The organism is Paenibacillus sp. Marseille-Q7038 (assembly GCF_965111595.1).
This window is the reverse complement of record NZ_CBCOOM010000002.1, coordinates 1,229,083-1,252,657: the sequence shown is the minus strand read 5'-3', so window position 1 is coordinate 1,252,657 and position 23,575 is coordinate 1,229,083. Positions and strand designations below refer to the sequence as shown.

19 protein-coding genes are annotated in these 23,575 nt (G+C 44.5%); 2 read left to right on the top strand and 17 right to left on the bottom strand.

Annotation, left to right across the window (positions count from 1 at the left end; all coding sequences use genetic code 11):
• Positions 1 to 55: 55 nt before the first annotated feature.
• The 15 genes from ACWPWY_RS23100 to ACWPWY_RS23030 all read right to left on the bottom strand — a co-directional run bounded on the left by ACWPWY_RS23100 (position 56) and on the right by ACWPWY_RS23030 (position 18,354).
• Positions 56 to 1,090: an endo-1,4-beta-xylanase gene (locus tag ACWPWY_RS23100; RefSeq protein ID WP_454193823.1), complete on the bottom strand. Its 1,035-nt coding sequence runs from the start codon at positions 1,088 to 1,090 to the stop codon at positions 56 to 58.
• A 49-nt stretch (positions 1,091 to 1,139) separates the two neighbouring features.
• Positions 1,140 to 2,699 (bottom strand): glycoside hydrolase family 43 protein, encoded by a 1,560-nt coding sequence (locus ACWPWY_RS23095; protein ID WP_454193822.1) that lies wholly within the window; start codon positions 2,697 to 2,699, stop codon positions 1,140 to 1,142.
• Positions 2,700 to 3,539 (bottom strand): carbohydrate ABC transporter permease, encoded by an 840-nt coding sequence (locus ACWPWY_RS23090; protein ID WP_454193934.1) that lies wholly within the window; start codon positions 3,537 to 3,539, stop codon positions 2,700 to 2,702. It abuts the gene before it with no gap.
• A 110-nt stretch (positions 3,540 to 3,649) separates the two neighbouring features.
• Positions 3,650 to 4,615: an ABC transporter permease gene (locus ACWPWY_RS23085; RefSeq protein WP_454193821.1), complete on the bottom strand. Its 966-nt coding sequence runs from the start codon at positions 4,613 to 4,615 to the stop codon at positions 3,650 to 3,652.
• Between the two features lie 141 nt (positions 4,616 to 4,756).
• Positions 4,757 to 6,439, bottom strand: coding sequence for an ABC transporter substrate-binding protein (locus ACWPWY_RS23080; RefSeq protein WP_454193820.1), 1,683 nt, complete (start codon positions 6,437 to 6,439; stop codon positions 4,757 to 4,759).
• Between the two features lie 128 nt (positions 6,440 to 6,567).
• Positions 6,568 to 8,106: a response regulator transcription factor gene (locus ACWPWY_RS23075; RefSeq protein WP_454193819.1), complete on the bottom strand. Its 1,539-nt coding sequence runs from the start codon at positions 8,104 to 8,106 to the stop codon at positions 6,568 to 6,570.
• On the bottom strand, positions 8,096 to 9,934 hold the full coding sequence (locus ACWPWY_RS23070) for a sensor histidine kinase (protein WP_454193818.1): 1,839 nt from the start codon (positions 9,932 to 9,934) through the stop codon (positions 8,096 to 8,098). Before ACWPWY_RS23070 ends, ACWPWY_RS23075 begins: the two co-directional genes overlap by 11 nt.
• Positions 9,935 to 9,956: 22 nt before the next feature.
• The gene (locus tag ACWPWY_RS23065; RefSeq protein WP_454193817.1) at positions 9,957 to 11,486 is read right to left on the bottom strand and encodes a response regulator transcription factor; all 1,530 of its coding nucleotides are present in this window, start codon (positions 11,484 to 11,486) and stop codon (positions 9,957 to 9,959) included.
• A gap of 125 nt (positions 11,487 to 11,611) precedes the next feature.
• The gene (locus ACWPWY_RS23060; RefSeq protein WP_454193816.1) at positions 11,612 to 12,229 is read right to left on the bottom strand and encodes a DedA family protein; all 618 of its coding nucleotides are present in this window, start codon (positions 12,227 to 12,229) and stop codon (positions 11,612 to 11,614) included.
• Between the two features lie 135 nt (positions 12,230 to 12,364).
• Positions 12,365 to 13,777: a glycosyltransferase family 2 protein gene (locus tag ACWPWY_RS23055; RefSeq protein WP_454193815.1), complete on the bottom strand. Its 1,413-nt coding sequence runs from the start codon at positions 13,775 to 13,777 to the stop codon at positions 12,365 to 12,367.
• 21 nt (positions 13,778 to 13,798) lie between these two features.
• Complete coding sequence (locus ACWPWY_RS23050; protein ID WP_454193814.1) at positions 13,799 to 14,836, bottom strand: GT-D fold domain-containing protein; 1,038 nt, start codon at positions 14,834 to 14,836, stop codon at positions 13,799 to 13,801.
• 13 nt (positions 14,837 to 14,849) lie between these two features.
• Positions 14,850 to 15,581: a sugar phosphate nucleotidyltransferase gene (locus ACWPWY_RS23045; protein ID WP_454193813.1), complete on the bottom strand. Its 732-nt coding sequence runs from the start codon at positions 15,579 to 15,581 to the stop codon at positions 14,850 to 14,852.
• A gap of 2 nt (positions 15,582 to 15,583) precedes the next feature.
• Complete coding sequence (locus ACWPWY_RS23040; protein ID WP_454193812.1) at positions 15,584 to 16,357, bottom strand: glycosyltransferase family 2 protein; 774 nt, start codon at positions 16,355 to 16,357, stop codon at positions 15,584 to 15,586.
• Positions 16,354 to 17,439, bottom strand: a complete 1,086-nt coding sequence (locus ACWPWY_RS23035) for a glycosyltransferase family 2 protein (RefSeq protein WP_454193811.1) — start codon at positions 17,437 to 17,439, stop codon at positions 16,354 to 16,356. Before ACWPWY_RS23035 ends, ACWPWY_RS23040 begins: the two co-directional genes overlap by 4 nt.
• A gap of 9 nt (positions 17,440 to 17,448) precedes the next feature.
• Positions 17,449 to 18,354 carry a glycosyltransferase family 2 protein gene (locus ACWPWY_RS23030; RefSeq protein ID WP_454193933.1) on the bottom strand — a complete coding sequence of 302 codons (906 nt, stop codon included), beginning with the start codon at positions 18,352 to 18,354 and terminating at the stop codon, positions 17,449 to 17,451.
• Positions 18,355 to 18,791: 437 nt separating this feature from the next.
• On the opposite strand from ACWPWY_RS23030, the gene ACWPWY_RS23025 reads away from it, so the two are divergent.
• Together ACWPWY_RS23025 and asd are read left to right on the top strand one after the other, a co-directional pair.
• On the top strand, positions 18,792 to 19,868 hold the full coding sequence (locus tag ACWPWY_RS23025; RefSeq protein ID WP_454193810.1) for a YheC/YheD family endospore coat-associated protein: 1,077 nt from the start codon (positions 18,792 to 18,794) through the stop codon (positions 19,866 to 19,868).
• A 144-nt stretch (positions 19,869 to 20,012) separates the two neighbouring features.
• On the top strand, positions 20,013 to 20,834 hold the full coding sequence (gene asd / locus ACWPWY_RS23020) for an archaetidylserine decarboxylase (protein ID WP_454193809.1): 822 nt from the start codon (positions 20,013 to 20,015) through the stop codon (positions 20,832 to 20,834).
• A 284-nt stretch (positions 20,835 to 21,118) separates the two neighbouring features.
• On the opposite strand, the gene ACWPWY_RS23015 is transcribed toward asd, so the two are convergent.
• Positions 21,119 to 21,904 (bottom strand): helix-turn-helix domain-containing protein, encoded by a 786-nt coding sequence (locus ACWPWY_RS23015; RefSeq protein ID WP_454193808.1) that lies wholly within the window; start codon positions 21,902 to 21,904, stop codon positions 21,119 to 21,121.
• Positions 21,905 to 22,005: 101 nt separating this feature from the next.
• A complete protein-coding gene (gene pdxR, locus ACWPWY_RS23010; protein ID WP_454193807.1) occupies positions 22,006 to 23,481 on the bottom strand; it encodes a MocR-like pyridoxine biosynthesis transcription factor PdxR in 1,476 nt (491 codons plus the stop codon).
• Positions 23,482 to 23,575 lie beyond the last annotated feature (94 nt).

Sequence of the window (23,575 nt, the reverse complement as noted above, 5' to 3'; positions counted from 1 at the left end):
AAGGGATAATAAACAACTCTATGATATCGATGTTCCATGGGTTCAAGATGTTGTATTACTTCTTATTTATACTCGGAGCAACAATTCGGGCAACTCGCTGATAAGCTTCCTTCGGACGCTGAGCCTCATCAAATAAGAAAGGCCAGTTTTTACGTCCCCTGACCGGAAAATCATCGAGCCAAGTGTAATCATCGGCTGCTCCCCAGAATGTTACGGCGCTGATATGTTCGCGATACTCATGAAGCACGCGGAAAATAGACTCATATCTTGCGGCTTGTAATTCCAGCATGTCCTGCGTAGGATGAGCAAGATCCGTGCGCCTGTCTTCAAAGCGAAATACTGACACATCCAGTTCAGTAAGCTGTAGCTGCAAGCCTAGCTGTGCATATCGTTCAATCGCGGCACGAATATCGTCCAGGGATGGATCGTATAGATTCCAGTGTGCCTGCAAACCAACGCCATGAATTGGCACGCCTTGATCTAACAAGGAACGAACAAGGCGATAAATGCGCTCCCGCTTATGCGGATGGGACTCATTGTAATCGTTATAGAACAAAAGTGCCTGAGGATCTGCTTCATGGGCGAATTCGAAAGCTTTGGCAATGAAGTCCTCTCCGGCAATATCCAGCCATTTCGATGGCCGCAAAAATGCATTTTCATCTCCCGCATCATCTGAAATGACTTCGTTCACGACATCCCACGAGTAAATAACATCCTTATATCTGCCAACGACGGTCTGAATATGCGAGCGCAATCGCGCAAGCAATACATCACGTTCTGCTAGTCCTCCTGTTTCATTCTCGAAAAGCCAGTCCGGAGTTTGGTTATGCCATACGAGCGTATGACCGCGCAGCGCCATGCCCTGCTTTTTAGCAAATGCGGCGATAACGTCTGCGTCACGAAACGTGTATTCATCTTCCTGCGGATGCAAGCTTTCGAATTTCATTTCATTTTCTGCCGTTATGCTGTTGAAGTGATATGCAAGTAGTGATCCTTGGGTTTCAAGCTTTATCGGACTAACCGCTGCTCCAATCTGGAAAGCGTCCTTGTACAATTCTTTCAGTGGAGCTTCTGTTCTTATCGGGTTCATGGTCCCCCTCCTCTTCTCTTGCCGTTAACCCCGCCCGTATTCCTGCGAATCAAATACAATACTCAAACCAGTCGAAGCGAGCAGGTGTCTGACTTTCCTGTCCGTTGCCGGTAGCATATAATCCAACGACTGCCCCGGTAAAGCACATTTTATGTACAAAATCCTCAGGAGAGATCGCACGGGCTGTGCCTGAACCTAAATGTAACCAGTTCTGTCCATCTTCCGAACAAGTTAGCTTATATTCCTTCTCTGTCGATTCGATTCGGAGTAATAGTTGCTCCGTTTCTACCTCGCTCTCATGTACAATTTCTGACTCTCCACATTCCGTCAGGCGGGCAAAAATAATGTTTTGATCGGCCGAGCGTCTTACACCCAGCTCATAGTGTGCGTCTTCATCCCGGCGGATGCATAGTCCCGCCTCTTCTCCTTCGGATACAGGAACGAATGATATACAAGCGGTAAAGCTGGCATCAAGATGTTGCTGCCTTCGGCCAACGAACGTGATCTGCTGGGTGTCATTCAGCCCTGCCTCCTGACCATATAAAGTAAGGAAACCTGGTTTTTCCGTAAGCGTGCATTTCCCTTCTGACGGATTGCGTACGTACAGCCACTGTGGTCCAAGCTCTGCATCAAAGTCCTCCCGGCCAACAACGATTGCCTCATTCCTATCTAGCATAGAAGGCGTTGACACCTCTAACCGCTGGACTGACATATCCAGGCTTACTGTCCCTTCATTATTGTCGATGTGCGGCCAACCATCCTTCCAAAACACAGGTGCAAGGAACGTTTCCCGCCCAAGAACGCTATATCCGCCCTCTGTCAATCGAACACCAAGGAATACGGCCCACCAATCGCCTTGATGATCCTCGACCAGATCGGCATGACCCAAATACTGAATGGGATGATCCAGCTGGCGATGGGTTAGAATGGGCTCAGGGTACCGTTCAAACGGACCGTACGGCTTATCACTTCGACCAATAATTTCGCGGTGCTCCTTGGCCGTACCTCCAGAGGCGGACATCATGTAATACAAACCTTTAATCTTATATAAATGCGGTCCTTCCGTCCAAGGACCGCCATCTCCATGCCAGACGATTTGCGGTTTAGAGAGTGCCTCTCCTGTAGTAATGTTGATCTCATACTGAATGGCATGAGAGTCGTAATCGGCACCTTGCTGAGCAGTAACATACACTTTGCCGTCATCATCAAAAAACAACGATGGGTCGATCCCTCCATAAGGAATGCGAATCGGGTCGGACCATGGCCCCGCAGGATCGGTTGCCGTAACATAAAAGTTGCCGATGCCTCTTACATCTGTCGTAATCATATAGAAAATGCCCTCATGATATCGAAGTACAGGAGCATAGATCCCGTCTGAACTTTTCTGCCTGGTTAAATCAAGCTGGCTGAACCGATCCAGTACATTGCCTATCTGCTCCCAGTGGATCAAATCCCGGCTCCGAAAAATCGGCACACCGGGGAAATATTCAAATGAGCTGCAAATGAGATAAAAATAATCTTCCGCTTTCACGATACTTGGATCGGGATAGAACCCAGGAAGGATGGGATTCGCATAACGGATCGTTTTTGAAAGTAGCTGATCCTTCATCTATTCCTTCACACTCCCTACATTTAGTCCAACGACAAAGTATTTTTGCATGAACGGGTAAACCAGTAGAATTGGTACCGAAGCGACAATGGTAACTGCTGCCCGGATGGAAATCGGTGTCACCTGTGTCGCATTTTCCATGCCCACACCGTTGGCAACCGAAGGATTACTGTTGGCATTCATACTGGAAGATAACAGTTTCATCAATTCATATTGTAGTGTACTTAGTTCTTGACGTGAGGACGTGTAAAGAAAAGCATCAAACCAAGTATTCCACGCGCCAACAGCAACGAAGAGTGCAATGGTTGCAAGAACGGGTGTACATAACGGAAAGATGACTTTCCAGAAAATTTTGAATTCTCCCGCACCATCGATTTTTGCTGATTCGATTAAGGCCTCCGGGATGGTATAAATATAAGTTCGAATAACGATAAGATTAAATGCACTAATTAGGGATGGTAAGATATACACCCAGAAAGAGTTAATTAAATGTAGGTCCTTCATCAGGAAATACCCGGGTATAAGTCCTGCGTTGAAATACATCGTGAGTACAAAAACAGTAGTAATCAACTTACGGAAAACATAATCCCGCCGGCTCAGTGTGTATGCCAGCATACTAGTCAAGAAAATATTCAGTAAAGTGGAGAGAACGGTTCGTGCAACGGAAATTAGAAATGCGTTATAGATGGTGCCTGAAGCAAATACTGCTTTATAATTCTGCAAGGTGAACTCACGGGGCCATAAGTACAATCCCCCCCGGATGGTGTCATTCCCTGCATTAAATGAAACCACAATTGTGTTTAAAAAAGGATACAGTGTCACCGTCACCAGCATGATCATGAAAATGGTATTGAAGGTATTGAACAGGACTGGTTCAATGGTTCTGTTTCCCGAGCGACGAGTGGAAACTACCGCTGTGTTTCCTGAACCGGACAATGGTGTTTTTTTCATCATAACAGCCTCTCTTCCCCAAGCCGCTTGGCGGTCCAATTCGCAAAGAGCAACATGGTAATGCTGACTACAGACTTGAATATCCCGCCTGCAGTAGCGAGCGAATAATTGCCTTGTGCAATCCCGTATTTGAGCACGAAGATATCAATCGTTTCCGACCAATCAACAACAAGTCCGTTGCCAAGCAAATATTGAACCTCGAAGCCCGCTTCTAGAATATGTCCAATCGACATAATCAGTAGAATAACAATCGTAGGCTTGATTCCTGGCAACGTAATATTCCACATTTTTTGGTAGCGGTTCGCTCCATCGATATCGGATGCTTCATACAGCGCGGGATCAATAGAGGCTATAGCTGCCAAATAAATGATTGTATTCCATCCTACTTCTTTCCAAACATGGGAGGCTGCGACGACTCCCCAGAAATATTTGCCTTCCGTCAGCCAAAGGATCGGCTGATCTATCAGATGCAGTTTCATTAAAATATCATTGATAATTCCATCGGAAGCTAATGATGTTGCCACGATGCCAGTAACGATAATCCAAGATAGAAAGTGGGGCAGATAGGAAATGGTCTGCACTGTCCGCTTCCATAGAACCTTTTTGATCTCATTAAGCAGAAGGGCCAGAATAATGGCAGTTACAAAGCCTAATATCAAGTTGATGATACTCATGCCAAGCGTATTGCGAAGTACACGTAGAAAATTATCATCCGTAAACAAAAATTTAAAATGCTTGAATCCTACCCAAGTTTGATCCGAGAAGCTTCGTGCAGGTTTGTAATCCTGAAAAGCCATCGTCCAGCCCCAGACTGGTACATAAGAAAAAGTGATGATATATGCTAACAGAGGAACAGACATAAATATAAGCTGTTTCTGTTCTTTGATCGTTTCCCAGGTCAGCCGCTTGTTTTTCGGTTTTTTCTTCGGGCTGAGGGGCTTGGTGCCCGCTACAATTTCCTCCATAATATCAAACTCCCTATCCATCTTTGTAGTGAAAAGAAAAACGTAGAGTGGCGTATCTTCCAAGGGTGACAGCGTGTCTAGTAACTTATTCTCAAAAAAAATCAGGAAGGAAGGATACCTTCCTTCCTGATAGAATTGCTCTTATTTCACAGACCAGTTATCAATTCTCCATTGCAATACTTCATTAATGCGATCTTCATAAGATTTGATGTCCAGCTTTTGAATCTCAGAAACATATTCATTCCAGACACTATCAAATTCGGATGGATTAGCGAGAATAGCTCTAGGTAAATACTTAGTAGACGTTTCCGTCAGCTTCGTATTTGCAATCTTGGCTGGAGATCCTTCCACCAGATCAACAGACCATGCTGGGTAATACACTGGATTTTCCGGTGGATCACTGAAGAAGTCTACATAGCTGTTATGTCCATAAGCATCTAGAACTTCCTTATCAAAAGGTTTCAAGCTTGCTTGATATTCCTCAGGCTGATTGCTTGCAGAAGTTGCGTTCCCATCGCTGAAGTAACCTTCGAGCTTCGGTGCAGTTGCATAGAAAGCATCTGCTTTATTTGCCAGCTTCCAGGCAGCATCGGTTGCATTGTCGCGCTGTTCTTCCGTTTTCATGAAACGTCCTTCGTCATTAACGTAATAATCTTCATCCTGAACACCCCAAGTGAGTGTTTTCTGCCATTCTTCTTCCATCAGCTTATCAAGCACTTTAATGATCTTCACTGGATCCTTGGCACTTACGGTAATGCCAAAACCATTGTTCAAATTCAGTGCTGCGCGATCACGATAATAGTCCTTCGTGCTGCTGTCATATACAAGTGGAAAACCTACATAAGTTCGTTCGATTTTGTCTTGCGTTTTCAAGGAATCTTCCGCTGTGCCGAAGTTCCACTTCTGGTCGAACATGCCGAGTACCGCACCACTAGATAATTTAGCCATGTACTGATCATAGTTTTGCGCAAATGCTTCTTTATCTAGCAAGCCTTTGGTATTGATTTCATTGAGTTTCTGATAGTACTGTTTAGCGTAATCCTTGTCTGCAAAAATCTCCGCCTTGCCATCATTTACAACCACACCGCCATCATTTGGATGACCGATCAAATGTTGCGGTGCGTTCAGCAAGCCCCAGTTTTTCCAGTCATAGTTCAGCACCTCAAAACCAATGGTCGGCTTGCCGTCAATCGTTGGATACTTCTCTTTATATTTCTCGATCAAGTCAAAGTATTCGTCGAGTGTCTTCAGTTTTGGATAACCAAATTCCTTCAAGACTTCTTTTTGAATCCAGAAAGCAGGTCCGCTGTAATAGGTATCGGACACTTCACCGTTATATGCACCATAGTTGGGCAGATAGTAGATATGTCCATCATTCGGGTCTTTCATCTGATTCCAGTACTTTTCGTAGTGCTTCTTCAAATTAGGCGCATGTTCTTCGATTAAATCCTCTAGTGGAATCACCGAACCCGCTGCCGTCAGCTTAGTATCCGCAGAGATTAAATCTGGATAGTCACCGCCAGCAATCATAACGCCGAGCTTCTGGTTTTTGTCGCCAGCCAGAAATTCGAATTTAAACGTAACGCCAAGCTCTTCCTTGATTTTTTTGTAGATTTTGTTATCCGCAGTTGGCTGTTGTCCGGCCTCGTTTAGGAATACCGAGATTTCTATCGGACTATCAGATCCAACATCGCCGCCCGTACCGTTCGCTTCTCCGCTGCCCGGTTCATTCCCACTTCCGCCTGAACAGCCGGCTAGCACTACGCCCAGTGACAACAACAATGTGGCCCCCGCTCGGAAAAACGGTTTTTTTCTTTCCCCCATAAAGCACCTCCAAAGTTTGGTCTTGCCATGTTGAAAGCCCTTACATTTGTGTAATTTCATTATAAATTTAACATCACACGGAAACTATATCCGAATTATAGCTCTTTCCGTGAAAAGCATAGGTTTTCCTATATTTGGACATTTTTTTTGTAATCATTAGGTGACATTTCCATCCGTTTTTCAAATTGCTTTAAAAAAAGAGGGTAGCTGGAATATCCGACCTTTTCCGAGATTTCGCTATTTTTATACTGATTCGTCTGAAGCAAACGGCAAGCCTCCTCAATCCGCAGATTATGGAGCAATTCATTGAATCCAATCCCATTTTTACGTATCAATAATTGCCCTAAATAGGCCGGATGAAGAAAGAAATGTTCCGCCAGTAACTTTATGGTCAATCCTTCGCGGAAATGCGCATGAATATAATCATTGATATCTTGCACAATGCCTTGGGTCTCAGCCGGATTCTCTTTAAGCAAAAGCTCAAAGCAGACTCGGCCGCACGAATGTAGCATGCCAATCAGCACATCAAAGGTCAGCAGGGCTTCATCCAGATTGGGAATATCAAACAATCGGTTTGAGATTCCTAAATCTTGCGTCATATGCTTATCCATATATGTCCGAATTTCATGAAGAAGATAGATCACAAACTTCTGGGCCTCATCCGGGTGTACCCGCGTTTGCCGAAAGGTCTGCTGAGTATACTCCACAACAGATCGGTAGGCAGCGTGATCGATGAGCTGAAATGCTCCCAGCATGCGCTCTAGTATCTCCAGCTGGTTGTAATGCTTTGTAAAAGTCTGGTCCTTGTGCATGTCATAATCTAGAATATTGGTATTCTCCTCTTCATAAAAGGCATGCAACAGCGTTTCCTCTGCTGTTATTTGGGAACTTCTAATACGATTTAGTGAAGGTACCGCAATCCCAGTAGCCATAAATGCACGAAAGCCCGCCAGACGGCGAGCCATTACCTCCAATTGCTTTCTTATGGGTTCTCTTGTACCTTGAACAGCATCACCGAACACAATGGAAACAAGATTATTTCGCAATCGAATCATATAAACGGTATCCCATCCGTTCAGAAAATCTGCAGCCAGGCTGAACCACCGAGCAGAGTCTTCTCCAGGTACCTGGACCAGGCATACATTCCACTCCTTGTCTGACCGGGAGAGGGACTCTATTACCTGATTCGCTTCTACGGACAGCTCTTTGCCGATCAGCGCCTCCTTTATTGACATAATTTCTTGTTCTCTTTGTACGATTTGTCCAATATGAAGCTGTTCCTGCTCCTTAATCAGTTCCTGCACTACCGCACGAATTTCGAGCACCGCTTGGTCCTCATCAAGAGGTTTAAGTAAATAACGGGATACTCTAAATTTAAGTGCCTTTCTTGCATACTCAAAATCACTGTACCCCGTTAAAATAATGAATTTAGTCGATCCGTTCTCTCTACGCCGCCACTCTTCAATCATTTCTAGTCCATTCATCACGGGCATATGAATATCGACCATGACGAGATCAGGCTTCAGTTCCTCCATTCGTTTGAGCCCTTCCGCCCCATTCTCACAAACAGCGCAAATCTTAAATCCAAGCTTTTCCCAGGGAATCCAGAGCTGCAACCCCTCCAGCGCCCATGGCTCATCATCAATCAACAACACTTTAAATGTCATTGTCCCTGCCTCCTTCTCCACCTTGACTTTCAAGCAGCTGTAGAGGAATTTCGAAGGACACCTCGGTCCCTTCACCCAACTTGCTCACAATTCTAAAATTCACTTTATCGTCATAATACAATTCAAGACGGCGATACACGTTCCGCATGCCAATATTGCTTCCTCCACTTTCCTCTTTACTCCGCATATGTTGCAAAACCTCTTGCAGCCGTTCGTTATCCATGCCCTTTCCATTATCAGATACAACGATACAAAGATAACCGCTCGTGATTTCAGCACGGATTTTTACATAACCAAGCCCCGGTGTAGCCTGTATTCCATGTTTACAAGCGTTTTCTGCCAATTGCTGAATACTCATTTTTGGTATTTTATAATACCGCGCCTCATCACTGATCTCAATGTAATATTCAAATTTGTCCCGAAAACGAAATTTCTCAATCCCCAGGTACATTACCGTAAAACTCATTTCCTCCTCCAAGGTGACTACATCGTCCTTCCAATTCAATAGACGACGAAGCAGCTTGGACAGGTCTTTAATAATATATTTAACATCCACATAATTGTTCTTGGTACTAACGACAAGCAGCGCATTCAGTGTATTAAATAAAAAATGGGGATTCATTTGGCTTTGCAATAAATTAAGCTCAGCACGGATACGTTCAGCTTCAAGGCTTCGTTGCTGAATTTCAAGCTTGTACACATTATTAATCAATGAATGGATCTGAGCAGTCATCATATTGAAATTTCGGATCAAATCACCGATCTCGTCTTGTCCACCATCAATGTTGATCAGATCGAATTTCTCGTTCCCCACCTTTTGCATATGCCTGGACAGGCGTTTCACTCGGTAATTATACGAACGCAGCATGATATAAATAAAAATCGAGGTAATCAGAGTAATGATACCTGCCAGCATGCCAAAATAAAGCTGCATGGACAGCATCGCTTGTTTCGTGCGCGTTTCCTGTGGTACACCGATTAGTTTCCATCCTTTCACATAGCTGGCACTGCCAATCGGAACAATATGTAAATCCTGATCTGCCGCCTTACTCGTATCGAACAACGCATAGTCGCTGCCCATCTCGCCCTGGTACTTATCACTTGCAGACACGATAATTTGATCCTGAGCGTTGACTAGATACAGATCGAGCGAGCTCTTTTCTCTCGCGATAGCGTCGTAGAAACGATTCAGGTAAAAATCAATACGTACTAGTTTCTGATAAGAATTATCTGCGTAGTAATAGTCCATTTTTTCAATAACGCTAAAAAAAGACGAGGTTGTAGTCTGATCATTGGCTGCTTGATCGCGGTAAGCGACCACTTGCAGCGATTCTCCCGCCGCTTCCCAAGTCTTAAACCAGTTGCTTAATCGCGCCGAAGTATCCAAATAATAATAATCGCCGCCAGGCACGATCGTTGGATTGTCCGTGTAGATACCGATTCGCTGAATCTGGTTATTCACAGGGATATAAGAGGTCACTCGGTGGCGAAGCTGCTCATCAAACGTCCGATAGAAATCCAGTTGGCCGTCGTACAGCCGATCCATAGATTCAGACAGCAGTTTGTCCGTGATCAAGGCATGACTGACAGCAACACCGCCGTCAATCATCGTATGGATGTCCTTTCTTGCCCGCTCCAGGGATATTTGCAAATTTTGCTCTTCCCGCTCCTTGATTAGCCCTGACATTCGATCCATAAATAAAGAATTACTCACAATGATAGGAAGCAAAATTCCGATCACATAGATCAGCATAAACTTGTAGTTCAAAGGAATATCGTTCACGATGCCGCGAAATCGAAATTTCTTAAACATAGTTGCTATCGCCATCCTCCATTTGTTACTTATCAAGTCATCCTCGCTGCTTTCTATATTCAGAAGGCGCCATGCCAGTCATTCGTTTGAACTGACTTACAAAATAGTCGGCATTGGGATACCCTGAATTCAAAGATACCTCGGCAATGTTGAAACGACTCTGACGCAACAAACGCTTTGCTTCCTCCATACGTTTGTCATTTAAATACTCCCGAAAGGTCTTCCCGGTCTGCTGTTTGAATGCTTGCCCCAGATAGTTCGCATTCATATGAAATTTCTGTGCAAGCTCTTGCAGCTGTAATTTCTCTCGAAACTCCTGATTAACATACTGCACTACATGAAAAATCGTGCTGTACTCCTTTTCTTTCCGCAGCTCTTTAAGCACCTTCATAGCGTTCTGTGTTAAGACGAGTGCATATTCCCGAGATGCAGAATACGAGCTAATCTTAGTGGTGAAACCCGGGGTATTTTGGATATCCCGCATAAAGTGGTCCACATCCCCATCCAGCTCCTTCAGCTGTTTACGAATGCCCATTTCTAGTGCAAGTAATTGAACCCGGACATATTCAATATCAGGTACAGGTATATGAGAGTCAGGGTTAGCAAGCAGAGCGTGCACTTCTTCTTCCCATCTGTCCTGTTCACCGGACAAAATCGTTCTCATCAACGTCGTCAAAGCTTTTTGATTCACACTCGTCATCCCCTCATTTTGCGGGAGATCCTCATAATGAATCATGCCGTTTCCTCTTTGATAGCGCTTCCATTTAAGTGCGAATTGTGCTTTATCGTATGCCTGCTTCGTAGCCCCTACTCCGCCTGGATGATGTCCGAGTGCCATCGTTATTTGCGTATGACTAGAGTATAGCTCATAGAGATCTCTTCCGAGCACCTCAATCCGCTCCAGGGATAGTTCTGCCATCGCAGAGAATACACCTACTCTTCCTTCTGCATCCGTAAAGAGCTCAGAGCAATAAGCCTCAGTTAGGCTATGGACTCGCGATTTCAAGTCCTCCTGGCCCGTATCCGTCTCAATCAAAAGACATGCTATATCCTCCTGCCCTTCCATTTGCAGGATTGCTTCTACTTCCGTTTTTAGTATGCTGCAATCTTCTCCCTGAAGCAGTCGGTTGAACAAGCAATTTACATATAAAGCACGCTCGCGTTGATGTAAATCCTCCGTAGCCTGATCTTTCTGAATTTTTCGGCTAATCTGTTCCAACACTTTTTCAATCTCAACCTCATCAATGGGTTTAAGCAAGTAATCCTCGACACGCTGTTCAAGCGCTGTTTTCGCATATTCAAAACTATCGTAACCGCTTAAGATGACGAATCTCGGCGGCTTAGCCAGCTCTTGCATAGAACGGTCAATGAGTTCAAGGCCACTCACGGAAGGCATATGAATATCTGTAAATACCAGGTCCGGCTGAAGATCTTCTATTAAGGACCAGGCCTCATTTCCGTTCTCGACCTCTCCGCAGATCCGAAATCCGTATTTGTCCCAATTCACCATGGTTCGCAAACCCTCCAAGACCCATGGCTCATCATCCACCAATAAAACATTCATCATACTTGCTTCCTCCCCTAAATGAAGCTTGCACGGTGTTCGAACATAAATGTAAATACTTGTTAATAAAAGAATATTTATTGTAATATATCATGTTTTCACATGTTAATTACACTTTTTTCCTTAAATTATGATTTTCGCTTACGAGAGCGGCGTATGATCCAGCGAATGAGCTGATACAGTACAAATATGATGCCAAGCAAAATAAGCGTCCGGGTCAGCGAACGTTCAACGATCTGAAATACTTGCTTCCACTGTTCACCAAACACGTAACCAATAGAGAAAAATACAGTAACCCAGATGGCGGTGCCTGCGTAGGCGTACGTTGCTACTGTACGGTAAGGGAGGCGGATAATACCTATAAAATAGCCGATAAATTGTCTCACGCCGGGAACAAAAAAGACATATAACAACAGCTTGTCCCCATATTTATCATATCGTTTCCTTGTCTTCTCTAAGAACTCAGGATGAATAGACAACCATTTTCCAAACCGATCTACAAGCGGAGTTCCAAACCGATAACCAATGCTATATGTAATCGTAACACCTAAAATTGCACCTGCCAGGGCAAATAAATAAGCAGGGAGCCAGTGCAGCAGACCTAAGTATACTAAATAACCCGTATATGTTAACGTACTATTTCCCGGAGGAATGGGCAAAGCAATAAAATCTAAAGGCAACCCAATAAGTAATACATAGTACCCGTATTGATCGAACAATCTTTCTACTACATCAATCAGATTCATGAAGTCTCCTTATGTACAGAAATAAATGTATTTTCTCTTCTAGAAATAGTAATCCAAATGTAGAACTTTAATCAAGTTTACCCTTCTGCCTCTCAAAAGAATCACTCAGGAAGGCAGAAGGTTCTTGCTCATGGTTTACAGTGGATAATGCATTACAGAGGGTGCAATTAAGGGCCGCCCCAGCGGTAAGGTATGAATGATTTGACTGCTCAGAATATGAATAATATCCGTATCGTTTAACCAATACTCCGCAGCATACCTGGTAACGAACGGTCTTCGCTTTCCTTCATCGAGCTGAAACAATTCCGAATTTTCATGCAGGGAATCCTCCGTGATGATACTACCTTCGGGTAAGCCGAAAGTGTAATTATGCATTCTTATCATTCCAGCAATCTCTTGTTCAGAACTTAACGTTATGTCCACCCCGGTAGGAATCTGACGAAGCTCCGGTCTTGATAAAGTGACTGCTCTCTTTCGCAGCTGCTCATCGTCAGCCCCTTCTCCACTATAACTTACGTGATGTTTCTGTCCATCAGCTAACCAGTATAGACTCCCTGCTGCACTCTGAATCCAGCGATAGTTTGGATAGAGATGGTAGGCATACTTATTTAATTCAGGATTGTTTTCTGTTCGCCGTATTTCTTTTGTTCTCTGAACAAGATCATGAGGATTTCCCCACTTGTCTGCATAAAACTTGGCATTTTGATTATTCGTCTGCTCGAACTGATCCGCAAGCTTCTTCATACTTACACTGCCATAATGATGAATAAAACTATCTCCTGCCACGGCTAATTTTCGGTCTAGTAAGCGAATCCGTGTGTTCCAATCTTCATCTTCATAGTTTCCGATCCGGTATCCTTCATCCAAATAGCCGACTTCTGAGATGAGCTCACGCCGGAATAACAGACAGAATCCCACAAGCCTGTCTGTTACCCGCCACAGAGACGGGTCCGGGGTACAGTATCTTTCGGCAAATGCCCACATTTCCTGTATCCGTTGATAAGATACATCAATCTGCTGGTCTCCACCAATGTAATTCGTGACGGGACCCACTGCTGCGATCTGCTCATCACTTTGTAAACAATGGAGCATATGAGTTAACCAGCCTTTTGTTACTACAGTATCATTATTCAGCATGACGATATATTTGCCTCGTGCCATCATCAGTCCGTAATTAATTCCACCGGCAAACCCGCGATTTTCTTCAAGAATGGTATAGCGCACTCCTAAGTTTTGACTCCGTAAATAAGCTGCAGTACCATCACTTGACGCATTATCCACGACAATGATCTCGTACGGCACGTCGGTGTTTGCCTTTATGCTGTTAATACATTCTTTAAGATAAGAGGCCTGGTTAAATGTAGGAATAACAATACTAGTTCCATCCATGTAATTCCCGTAAGATGCTGTTCCCGCTTTTAAGCCGTCTTCATAGCCCATCAGGTATCCGTCTTGATAAGCGGGATTAGGTGGCTGTGTGACTGCTCCTTTTTGTTTTCGGTTCCTTTTTGTAGAGATGAGCCCTTTCTTTCTAAAGGTTTTTTTCATACGGATTCCCCTTTTATCAGCTCAGCCAGGTGTAGCTTCATTCTTTATCATTTCATCCGCTACATGACCTATATCAATAGCAACCTTTCCGTACATTGAAGCAATTCGCTGACAGATGACGACAGCTGGAACACCCGCAGCTACAAGTGCAATATCATATTCATATTCCGAACAGGAAGCAAGAACCTGGTCAATATCAGAAAAACCGGAGACCGGATAGATCGTACCGATCACATTAATTCCTTTTCCCCGCAGGACCTGCGCTGTACTTACGGCTCTGTTCCCGATCAATAGTACACGCCTCCCATATAGAAGCGGTATTAAATATCCGGTGTGGTACAGGCTAAAGTTTATAGTAGAAGTCGTGAGTCTCATTTCTCTGATAGGCAGCTGGTAATGCTTGAATAAACGAAACATCAGCATCTGAAAAGCGGGTTTGCGTGACACAGGTACTCCGATATAATCAGCACCTTTCATCGCATCGATTAAGGACCTCTGTACAAAAGCATCAGGTACAGGCACTCCAGCATAGGGTAGGAATGCCCCTAACTCATAGACTTCTGCTGGAGACATCACTGTATCATAAGCAAGACTTAGCAGCTCCCCATCCCCAAGTCTTACCAGCGATATTGGTCGCTTCTCGACGATTGCGGTCCACAAGAGATCTTTAATCTCCGAGGTGCCTGCAAGCTGTAACATATGAGAACGATAATATTTAAGTCCTGCCTGGATGATTTCTTCGCAAGTGACATCCGGGAGCAACATCCCATCAGGCATCCATTTCTCTACGAGAGCTTCTCCACCTAAATAAATCCCTTCTCTATATAAGGAATGAACGGGAGGTTGATCCCTTGATTCAGCTGTGACAGCCTTCTGTCTTTTTTTTGGCACCTGCTTGTCAGCTGGCTGTTTAGGAACCTTACGATGGCGTTTCGAGCCCGCAGAGGTTGAGCTAGAGCCGCGAAGTTTACCTTTTCCTCTCGATCTGGACTTGGATCTGGAAAAGGTTATATGTGAACGACTCCCTTTCTTTGGTTTAGGGGCTTGCTTGCGACTCATTTAGACCACTCTCCTATGGCAGTAGGTCTTTCATTTTTATCGTGGCCTCTTGTAAAGATTCAAAAGTCCCTGCATCACTCCAGAATCCCGGAACAATGTCATACTCTAATCCTCCTGCGGCGGCATACATATTATTCACGTCCGTAATTTCAAGTTCTCCCCTTGCCGAAGGAGCAAGTCCGCTGATGAGCTGAAATACCGAAGCATCGAACATATAGAACCCAGTCACACTATAAGCAGATTTAGGATGGTCTGGTTTTTCTTCAATGTGAGAAATGAGTTCTTTATGTGCTGTGTCAAATACAGGAACGCCGTATCTTCTCGGATCATCTACTTCTTTAAGCAGTACCCGGGCCGTTCCTTGCCGCTGTTTCGTATAAGACGCAACATAGGGACGAAGATCATCTGCAAACAAGTTATCCCCCAGCAGTACGACGAATTTTTCCTGTGGCAAAATAAATCCTTTAGCTAGATCAAGCGCCTCAGCGATTCCACCCGCCTGTTCTTGTATTCGGTAGGTAATATTAACACCAAAAGCTTCCCCGCTGCCTAAAAAGTCCGTGTATAGACCTGAAGACTGCTTGCTGATGACCATAAAAATATCTGTTATTCCAGCTTTACGCAAAGACTCAATTCCGTACACAATCATAGGATATTTCCCGACTGGCAGCAGATGTTTATTTAAATACAGGGTAAGCGGACGAAGACGTGTTCCCGTTCCTCCTGCAAGGATTACTCCTTTCAAGTCTATCCCTCCTTTTCATCTAGTGAACTATCAATAAATTGCAGTGGATCGACCTTCCACTTTTCCATATATAACAACCGATTGCGGTTAAGAATTTGCTGTAATTTATCTTTTTTTTCTTTATTAAAACTTGCGCTTCCCTCGTGATGAACCAGAATATCACCCAATACGAGGAGACGATATCCCGCAAGCCGAGCACGATAACAATAATCATCATCTTCATAATGACCCGGGCTGAATCGTTCATCAAGATAACCAATTTTCTCAAGAACTTCACGTTTAAATAAAAAACAAAGACCTACCACTCGGTTTACTTCTAACCATTTCTCAGGGTCCGGCCTATTATGCTCAGTCGCTATTTTTTGGAACTGTTCCAATGAATGATACTCCACCGTAACCTGCTGAATTCCACTCGCATAATTGGTGACTGGACCTACAATTCCAATGGAAGGGTCACTATAAAGTCCTTGCAAGAGTAAGGTAAGCCAGTCTTTCGTAACCGTTACATCGTTGTTAAGCAGCAGCAGCGATTCTCCTCTTGCCAATCTTAACCCTGCATTACAGGCGGCAGGGAATCCCCCATTTTCCGGCAAAGAGATGAAACGGACCTTCTCCGAAGCACAATAATCGAAGGTATCATCTTTGGAACCGTCATCCACAACAATGATTTCATAAGGTTCATCCGTGTACTGACGGATCGAATCGATACATTGCTTTAGCCAACCTCTCCCATTGAATGAGGGGATCACTATACTCGTTAGAGGGTAATGATTCATTTGGCATTCCTCCAGCGCGCTACCTCTACTCTATGGAAGAGAGAGGCTTCGGTTTTAGCTTCAGCTTCCGCGTGTAACGTTTTGAGCAGCGACGACAGAGCCTCTGCATGATCTCCTATGATCATCTGTTCCACCGAATTCCCTTTCCCCACATTCCCTGTTCTGCGGCGATTCTTAGTAATGACATCAACGGATGCAGCCACCTCTACAGTGCACCCTTTCTGGATTGCTGTGGTTTGAGCAAGCGGCGGAACAATCAAGCTGGAATATCCTATCGTTTGAATACATTTTTTTGAGAGGGCGTGCGGTACGGAGATTAGGGAACTTGCACCCAGATCTCGCCTGTTCAGTACCGAATTCAGATAACTTTTCAGACGCGTTACTGTATCCTGATGAGCAAAAGACGGTAAGTAGGAACGAAGATCGTTTAGAGCCATATCCATCCCTGTGTCTACAGCATATAGAAAAGGAGCCAGCTGTTCCGCTTTAATAACGATATCACCATCTGTGAACAATACCGTATCTGCGGTCGTCATTTGAGCGCCTATCGCCCGCCCGACATCATGACCGACCCGCTCCGGCTCATGGACGATCGTCACGAGGGGATAAGCTCTCGCCAAAGCATAGCTATTGTCACTGCACCCATTGAGTACTACGATGATTTCTTGCAAAGGCAACCTGCTTAGTTCTTTCAAAACAGCACCCAGTGTTTCTTCTTCGTCTGATGCGGATACAACGGCTGCAGCCGAATGCGCAAGCGGCAGTAAGATAGGCAAGTTTGTACTTCTCTTCTTGAGATAAAAGGCATGCTGATAAGCTTCTGCAATTTGTCTAACTTGACCATATGGCAGGGATTTACTTACGGATTGAAAATACCATGACGTAAACTCCGCATGCACATTTTGTATTGATTCTGAGGACTGGCGCAGTTTTTTCGAAGCGGCGAGACCTGCCTTTACTCCAAGAATCCGAAGGGTCTTAGGGGCAGATGAGATACGAGAAACACGGATTCGTTTCGCGCTTTTACTTTTCCGCTTTCGGGGCTTTATCGTTTTCTTTGCAGTGGAGTTCCTCATTCTCATCACCTCGCCTCACTTCATTCGAACTAACTGCCGATCTCGATATAGATCGGTGTAACCTGCTCTTGATCCATAATTCTCCGTCAACCAGTGTACCGCTTCCTGATGGTCTCTGAGAATAACCTCCGTCAGTAGATCGGCTCCGCCCTTCCGCCTGGATGGATTCAGCCGACCCACGGGAATCGGATGAACTGCCTGAACATTCAGTCCCCTTGCTATTCCTATTGTTTGTGCAAGCGGAGGTGAGCTAAGGGCGTTTGACCCGATTGTTTCATATGCTTTACGGCTGATCGCATGAGGTACTGCCGTTAGTGAAGCACCCCCAAGATCGGATCTTCCAAGCATAATATTTAACACATACTTGGCTTCGATCACCGGATGAACCGGTGTTCGCTGTATGGGACCCTGATAGTCATTCAGTGCGATATCAACACCGGATAGAACCGCCTGAACAAACGGTCGAAGCTGATGAGCCGGTATAACCATATCTCCATCGATAAATAAAAGCACCCTTCCTTTTGCTGCTTCTGCTCCCATACGTCTGCCCACATCATGACCCAGCGGATCATCATAACGTAACACTTTGGCTCCCGCTGACTCCGCTCGTACTGCTGTCTCATCTGTAGAACCGTTATCCACAACGATTACTTCACTGGATGGATGAATTCGGCGGCCCTCCAGGACTGCTTCGGCGATTGTAGAACTCTCATTCATTGCAGGAATAATAACCGAAACTACCGGTTCCTCTGAAGTAATGCTGCGAGTCAGTGCTATGAATTCTTGCTGCACTAGTGGAGATACCGTCGTCCAAATAGGTCTAGCTCTCTTGCTTTTGCGTTTCTTGTTCTTACTGCGGGGGCTTTTTATTTGATGGGTTCGATGAGGTGTCATGGAACCTTTCTTTGTTTTTTTTTTAATGATTCCCGGGCGTCTAGTAACCGAACTTTTTCCTGATCCGTTCTTCTTCGCCTTCTGCTGTCTTTTGTTCAAATCTCCCATGCGCTGTATACCTCCCTTGCAGGCCTCCAGCATATAGATGGAGTTATCACGTACATCTTATGATCGTTTTCACTTTTGGAAACGGCAGTTGCCCTTCCTTTTATGAATAATCTTCTCGGGTAAACCATCCACATAGAGCTGTAATCTTTGCATCCTATGCTATACTTTGGGCGCCTGACACTGTGATTCATACCTCCTCACCACTCGCGTCTCTCCGCGGGTTAACTCCGAAGCTTCCGAATCAGGCTTGTATCATTATTCAAGGTTCAGCTGTTGCCCTACCCGGGCTGTTCGCTTTTTTCATAGAATAAGAAGAATAACAACTAGGCAGGAAATAAAAAGGAAGGGGTATGGTGATGAACCGTGTAGGAATTTTACTGGATTCAAGCATACTTCGGGGTATCCCTGCAGGTAGAACTAGACAGGAATCTCTTGCTTGTTATGAGCTTGCTGCTACTAACTATGGTCTGACTGTCTGTTATCTAAGATTGGAAGATGTCGACCTACTTGCGGGTAAATGCAAAGCTTACATTCGTAAAAATCAACGTTTTCAGATGCAGCATATCGAAATCCCTAAGGTAATCCACAATCGGGCCATGCACTTCTCTAAAATTAGTCATTACTTAATAGCCGGTCTCATTCAGCGTGGCATTACTATTTTTAATGTGCGGAACCGTTATGGTAAAGATGAGATTTACCGATTGCTCATGAACAACACGGAACTATCCTCTCATCTGCCGGAAACCGAACTTGCATCCATCGGGGCGATTCAGCAAATGCTCGAAAAACACTGTGATTTGATACTTAAGCCGGTAAGCAGCAGTATCGGAAAAGGAATTATGCGTGTCATTCACGAACATGGAAATGGGAAAATTTTCGTTTCATCGGCTCGTGATAAAAAGCGGGTTCACTATCCCTTCAAAAAAGGGGTTCTGCCTCCTGCACTATACGCTCGTATTCGGGAAAAGAGTTACCTAGTTCAAGAACGGATTCCCCTAGCTACCTATAAAGGGCGTCCTATTGATCTTCGTGTCTCTGTACAGCGAGGAAATACGGGTTGCTGGCATGTAACAGGGATGTATGCGAAGGTTGCCCCGCTGGATCATTTTGTGACTAATGTGGCTCAAGGCGGAATGGCATTGCCTTATGACGTAGTTCATCCCTTCGCCCTTCCCTCCCACTCACTCCCCCATGTTGTCCAACAGATTCATCACCTGGCTGTAACAGCCGCTCAGCATCTTTCGCTTACGTTACCTGGTCTAGCTGATCTAGGGTTTGATATGGCCCTTACCTCACAGGGAGAAATCTATTTCATCGAATGTAATGGAAGAGACCAACGATACGGTTTTCGAAAAGCAGGAATGGATAAAGAATGGCTGGAAAGTTATAGAACACCTCTAGCGTATGCAAGATTTTTGTTGGATCAGGGCTAAGGCACCCTCTGAATCTCTCTATGCAGATCATTCGAATAAGAAAAAAGCTGTATTGATTTCGCTTGCGTTCTGTGTCAATATAATGCAGAGTGGCCGGGCCCAAGAAACCCGGTCTATAAGGTACGTCTTATAAGGGGGATATACATGTCGAAACCATTGCTGCGTCTGATGACAGAGCTTTCTTCACGTAAATGGATCTCCCGGATCACCGGCACTTTTTCGAAGAGCAGTGCAAGCCGGCTGCTTATTCCATGGTTCATCAAAACATATGAGATCCCTGCACACGAGGCAGAACTTGCACCCGGTGATTATCCCTCCTTAAATGCTTTTTTTACGAGGAGATTACAGACAGATGCAAGAATGATTTACGAAGAGCCAAATATGCTCCTGAGTCCTGTGGACGGTAAAATTACAGCGATGAGTCCTATTACAGGAGGAACACTCCTAAATGTAAAAGGCCATGATTACACATTGTCAGATCTTCTCAACCATTCTCCTCATCTTGAAAAATATAAGAATGGCTGGGCTTTTGTACTGTATCTCAGTCCAAAAGATTATCATCGAATTCACTCTCCCGTAACGGGAACTTTGGTAGAAAGTGAACATATACGCGGTAAAGTATATCCTGTGAATGATTTCGGTCTTCGTCATATGAGGTCGGTACTCAGCCGAAATGAAAGACGAATTACATATATCAAACACGAATTCGGCGAGATCGCAGTGGTCAAAGTCGGGGCCATGAATGTAAGCAGTATTCAATATACAGACGATACAGCAACCGCTTGGGAACGCGGAGATGAACTTGCTTATTTTGAATTTGGTTCCACGGTTGTTCTCCTCTGTGAAGAAGGAACGTTTGAACCGGATCATGATCTTTCTCTAGGACAAAATGTGAAAATGGGGCAGCCTCTCGGCTTATTAAAACCTAAAAAATCTCGTTCCGTTTCCACTCATCCACATACCTAAAAAAAGCAGCCGCTTTCAGGATATCCTGACAAGCTCGCTGCTTTTTATCTATGGCCAATCATCATATGGACTGAGATTTAATTATCATTGACATTAAAACCATATATCTTCTGCCGGTTTACGGCGCATGCGCGTGCGGAATAAATTCCACCCTTTACCCGAGCAACCACGATTGCGAATTCTTCGTGTTCCGTTCACAATTACACCCTCCTCACTGTGCAAGCAATCTTATCTACTTTTTTCAAGTAAATACCCTGCACATAAGAGTTTGAAACGGTCACATCTCACCGAATTTCAGATGGACTCTTTCCTGTGTACTGTTTGAATTGTCTGCTAAAAAAGAAAATATCACGATATCCTAGCGCATCGGCTACTTCCGTAACATTCATACCTGCGTGAACCAACAGATGCTCGGCACGTTCAATTCTCATTTTTATAATATAAGACTGTACCGAATAACCGACCAGTTCTTTAAATTTGATTGAAAAATAACGCGGGGATAACCCTGCACGCGCAGCCAAATCTTCCACACGATGGTTAATTCCTGGATGTTGCCTTACGTAATTTGCAATCTCCTGGATCGCTTGTGCCAGCTGATTGCTTACTTTCCTTTCCTCAGGTTCCTCTTGGTCAACCCGAAGCAGATGAATCATCAGCTGTTTAAGAATCAGTTTGATTTCTTCTTCTCTGCCATACGAATTCGACAAGAACAAACGCACATACCTAGCCAGCATGTGTTCAAAATGAACTGTTTCTCTAAGTTTGCGATAAGGACCAGGAACTTCCTCAACTAAACCTTCAACATCAAAATGAATATACGTCAAGACAAATGGTTTTTGCGGGTTATGAGTCGCAATCGTATGGTCACCAGGTCTAAACAGAAAACAGCTTCCTTTTTGGGCCGAAAAAGGTTCATCATTCAGGATAACGGTACCTTCTCCGCTCCATACATAAAACAAATCATAGTTTTGCATCGGTTTTTCGCGCTTCTGCCATTTCCAGCCTGGCTCACAGACAATCTTGGCGACGGCGGGCAAAATCACAAAAGACGACGGTGACGCCTGTAACATGTCGTCCTTCCTCCTTATTAAAGTGGTTCCTATGTACTTTTCTATTATAGCGTGAAACGTCTTGAAAAAAAACAGACGGCAACAGCGATCTGTGAAGGTTCTTAGCCGTTTCTTATTTCTTCCCAAGCAGCGGCCATCCGTCTTGCGCCTTCTCTTATTGTTTCTTCCGTTAAATGAACATATCCAAAATACGCAGCCGGTTTATGATCCTCTGTCATCTGATAGATAGCACTGTCCGTAAAATAAACTTCGTGCTGCTTACACTTGCTCATAAATTGTGTGTATTTCTCCTTGCTCTGCTTCCAGATGGCATACAATCTGATCCCTGCATCTCCAACATGAAGTTCAAAAAAATCATCCGTATAGGTTTCCATCGCTTCCACAAAAACATCCAGCTTATGACCATACGTCCGGGTTAACTTGCGTATATGTTTCGCATATCCACCTCTTCGCATCCACTCCCCAAGTCCACGTTGCTCATTTAAACCGGGAGGAAACGGGTCATAAAAAGCTTTCACTGCACGAGCAGCCTGTAGAAGTCCGCGCGGTAGTACGGCATATCCAAGCCGAAAACCCGAATACATGGTTTTTGAGAAAGAACCCATATAGATCACTCTGTCTTCGGAATCCAGCACTTTCAGCGGCTCAATGGGACGGCCTCGAAAACGAAAGTCACTATCATAACTGTCTTCAATAATGATAGCATTCCGCTTGTGAGCCCAGGCTAGAAGCTTTTGCCTTCGGGACAGAGGAAGCACAGCCCCCGTAGGAAAATGACGACTTGGCGTCACATATAGAAGGGTAGCATCCCAGTCTTCCGGAATAATCCCTTCTTCATCTACGGAAGCGAATATAGGAATTCCACCATTAACACGAATCGCCTGCAAGAATCCCGGGTATCCAGGATTTTCCATCACCGCCTTTTCGGACTCATTCAGCAAGATTTGTGTCAGCAGGGCAATCCCTTGCATCGAGCCGCTAAATAATACGATGAGTTCAGGATCAACTGCAATTCCGCGGCTCAGTCCAAGATGGCCGGCAATAGCAGCCCGAAGCAAAACATCACCTGCAGGATCAGTTAGAGCTGAATCATCATCTTCCATCTTAGAAAAAGCAACTTTTCTCCACTCTGCAAACGGAAAGTCAGCAGCTGGTATTTCTCCTTTATCAAAGCGGATTTGTTCTTCTGTATGCTTAATTTCTCCTGCTTCAGAAGAAATTAAAAGTCTGCCTTCCTCTTCCATTCTTTGTTTCTCTAACAATCTTTTCCCCCAAGTAGACAGCGGAACTTCGGAAGTGGGATGAACAGCTTGTTTTTCTTCTATACGTATTACTGCTACATAGGTCCCTCGCCCGATCTCTGTAGTGATATAACCGTCAGCGAGCAGCATATCGTAAGCTGTTGCAGCTGAACCTCTTGAGATACCATATTGCCGAGCTAGTTCCCGCGTAGCTGGTAATCGTCTGCCGCTCTGGAGTGTTCCCGTTAGAATTCCCTCACGGATGGCATGGTATAAGGCACTGTATTTGTAACGATATTTGGCTACGTAGTGTTCCCAGGGTATAGTGAATTCCATATCCAGCCTCTCCCTTCTCTCTTACTCATTGTTATCTCCCACTCCAATGGACCAATAAAAATTTGAATTATTGGATCTTTTTTCATGACATTCT

Bases quoted from the DNA above. Each gene is read 5' to 3' on its own strand.
- pdxR (WP_454193807.1), bottom strand. From the start codon at position 23,481: ATGGAATTCACTATACCCTGGGAACACTACGTAGCCAAATATCGTTAC.
- ACWPWY_RS23015 (WP_454193808.1), bottom strand. From the start codon at position 21,904: ATGTTACAGGCGTCACCGTCGTCTTTTGTGATTTTGCCCGCCGTCGCC.
- ACWPWY_RS23070 (WP_454193818.1), bottom strand. From the start codon at position 9,934: ATGGCGATAGCAACTATGTTTAAGAAATTTCGATTTCGCGGCATCGTG.
- ACWPWY_RS23075 (WP_454193819.1), bottom strand. From the start codon at position 8,106: ATGACATTTAAAGTGTTGTTGATTGATGATGAGCCATGGGCGCTGGAG.
- ACWPWY_RS23085 (WP_454193821.1), bottom strand. From the start codon at position 4,615: ATGGAGGAAATTGTAGCGGGCACCAAGCCCCTCAGCCCGAAGAAAAAA.
- ACWPWY_RS23050 (WP_454193814.1), bottom strand. From the start codon at position 14,836: ATGAGTCGCAAGCAAGCCCCTAAACCAAAGAAAGGGAGTCGTTCACAT.
- ACWPWY_RS23025 (WP_454193810.1), top strand. From the start codon at position 18,792: ATGAACCGTGTAGGAATTTTACTGGATTCAAGCATACTTCGGGGTATC.
- ACWPWY_RS23090 (WP_454193934.1), bottom strand. From the start codon at position 3,539: ATGATCATGCTGGTGACGGTGACACTGTATCCTTTTTTAAACACAATT.
- ACWPWY_RS23100 (WP_454193823.1), bottom strand. From the start codon at position 1,090: ATGAACCCGATAAGAACAGAAGCTCCACTGAAAGAATTGTACAAGGAC.
- asd (WP_454193809.1), top strand. From the start codon at position 20,013: ATGTCGAAACCATTGCTGCGTCTGATGACAGAGCTTTCTTCACGTAAA.
- ACWPWY_RS23040 (WP_454193812.1), bottom strand. From the start codon at position 16,357: ATGAATCATTACCCTCTAACGAGTATAGTGATCCCCTCATTCAATGGG.
- ACWPWY_RS23065 (WP_454193817.1), bottom strand. From the start codon at position 11,486: ATGATGAATGTTTTATTGGTGGATGATGAGCCATGGGTCTTGGAGGGT.
- ACWPWY_RS23095 (WP_454193822.1), bottom strand. From the start codon at position 2,699: ATGAAGGATCAGCTACTTTCAAAAACGATCCGTTATGCGAATCCCATC.
- ACWPWY_RS23060 (WP_454193816.1), bottom strand. From the start codon at position 12,229: ATGAATCTGATTGATGTAGTAGAAAGATTGTTCGATCAATACGGGTAC.
- ACWPWY_RS23055 (WP_454193815.1), bottom strand. From the start codon at position 13,777: ATGAAAAAAACCTTTAGAAAGAAAGGGCTCATCTCTACAAAAAGGAAC.
- ACWPWY_RS23080 (WP_454193820.1), bottom strand. From the start codon at position 6,439: ATGGGGGAAAGAAAAAAACCGTTTTTCCGAGCGGGGGCCACATTGTTG.
- ACWPWY_RS23035 (WP_454193811.1), bottom strand. From the start codon at position 17,439: ATGAGAATGAGGAACTCCACTGCAAAGAAAACGATAAAGCCCCGAAAG.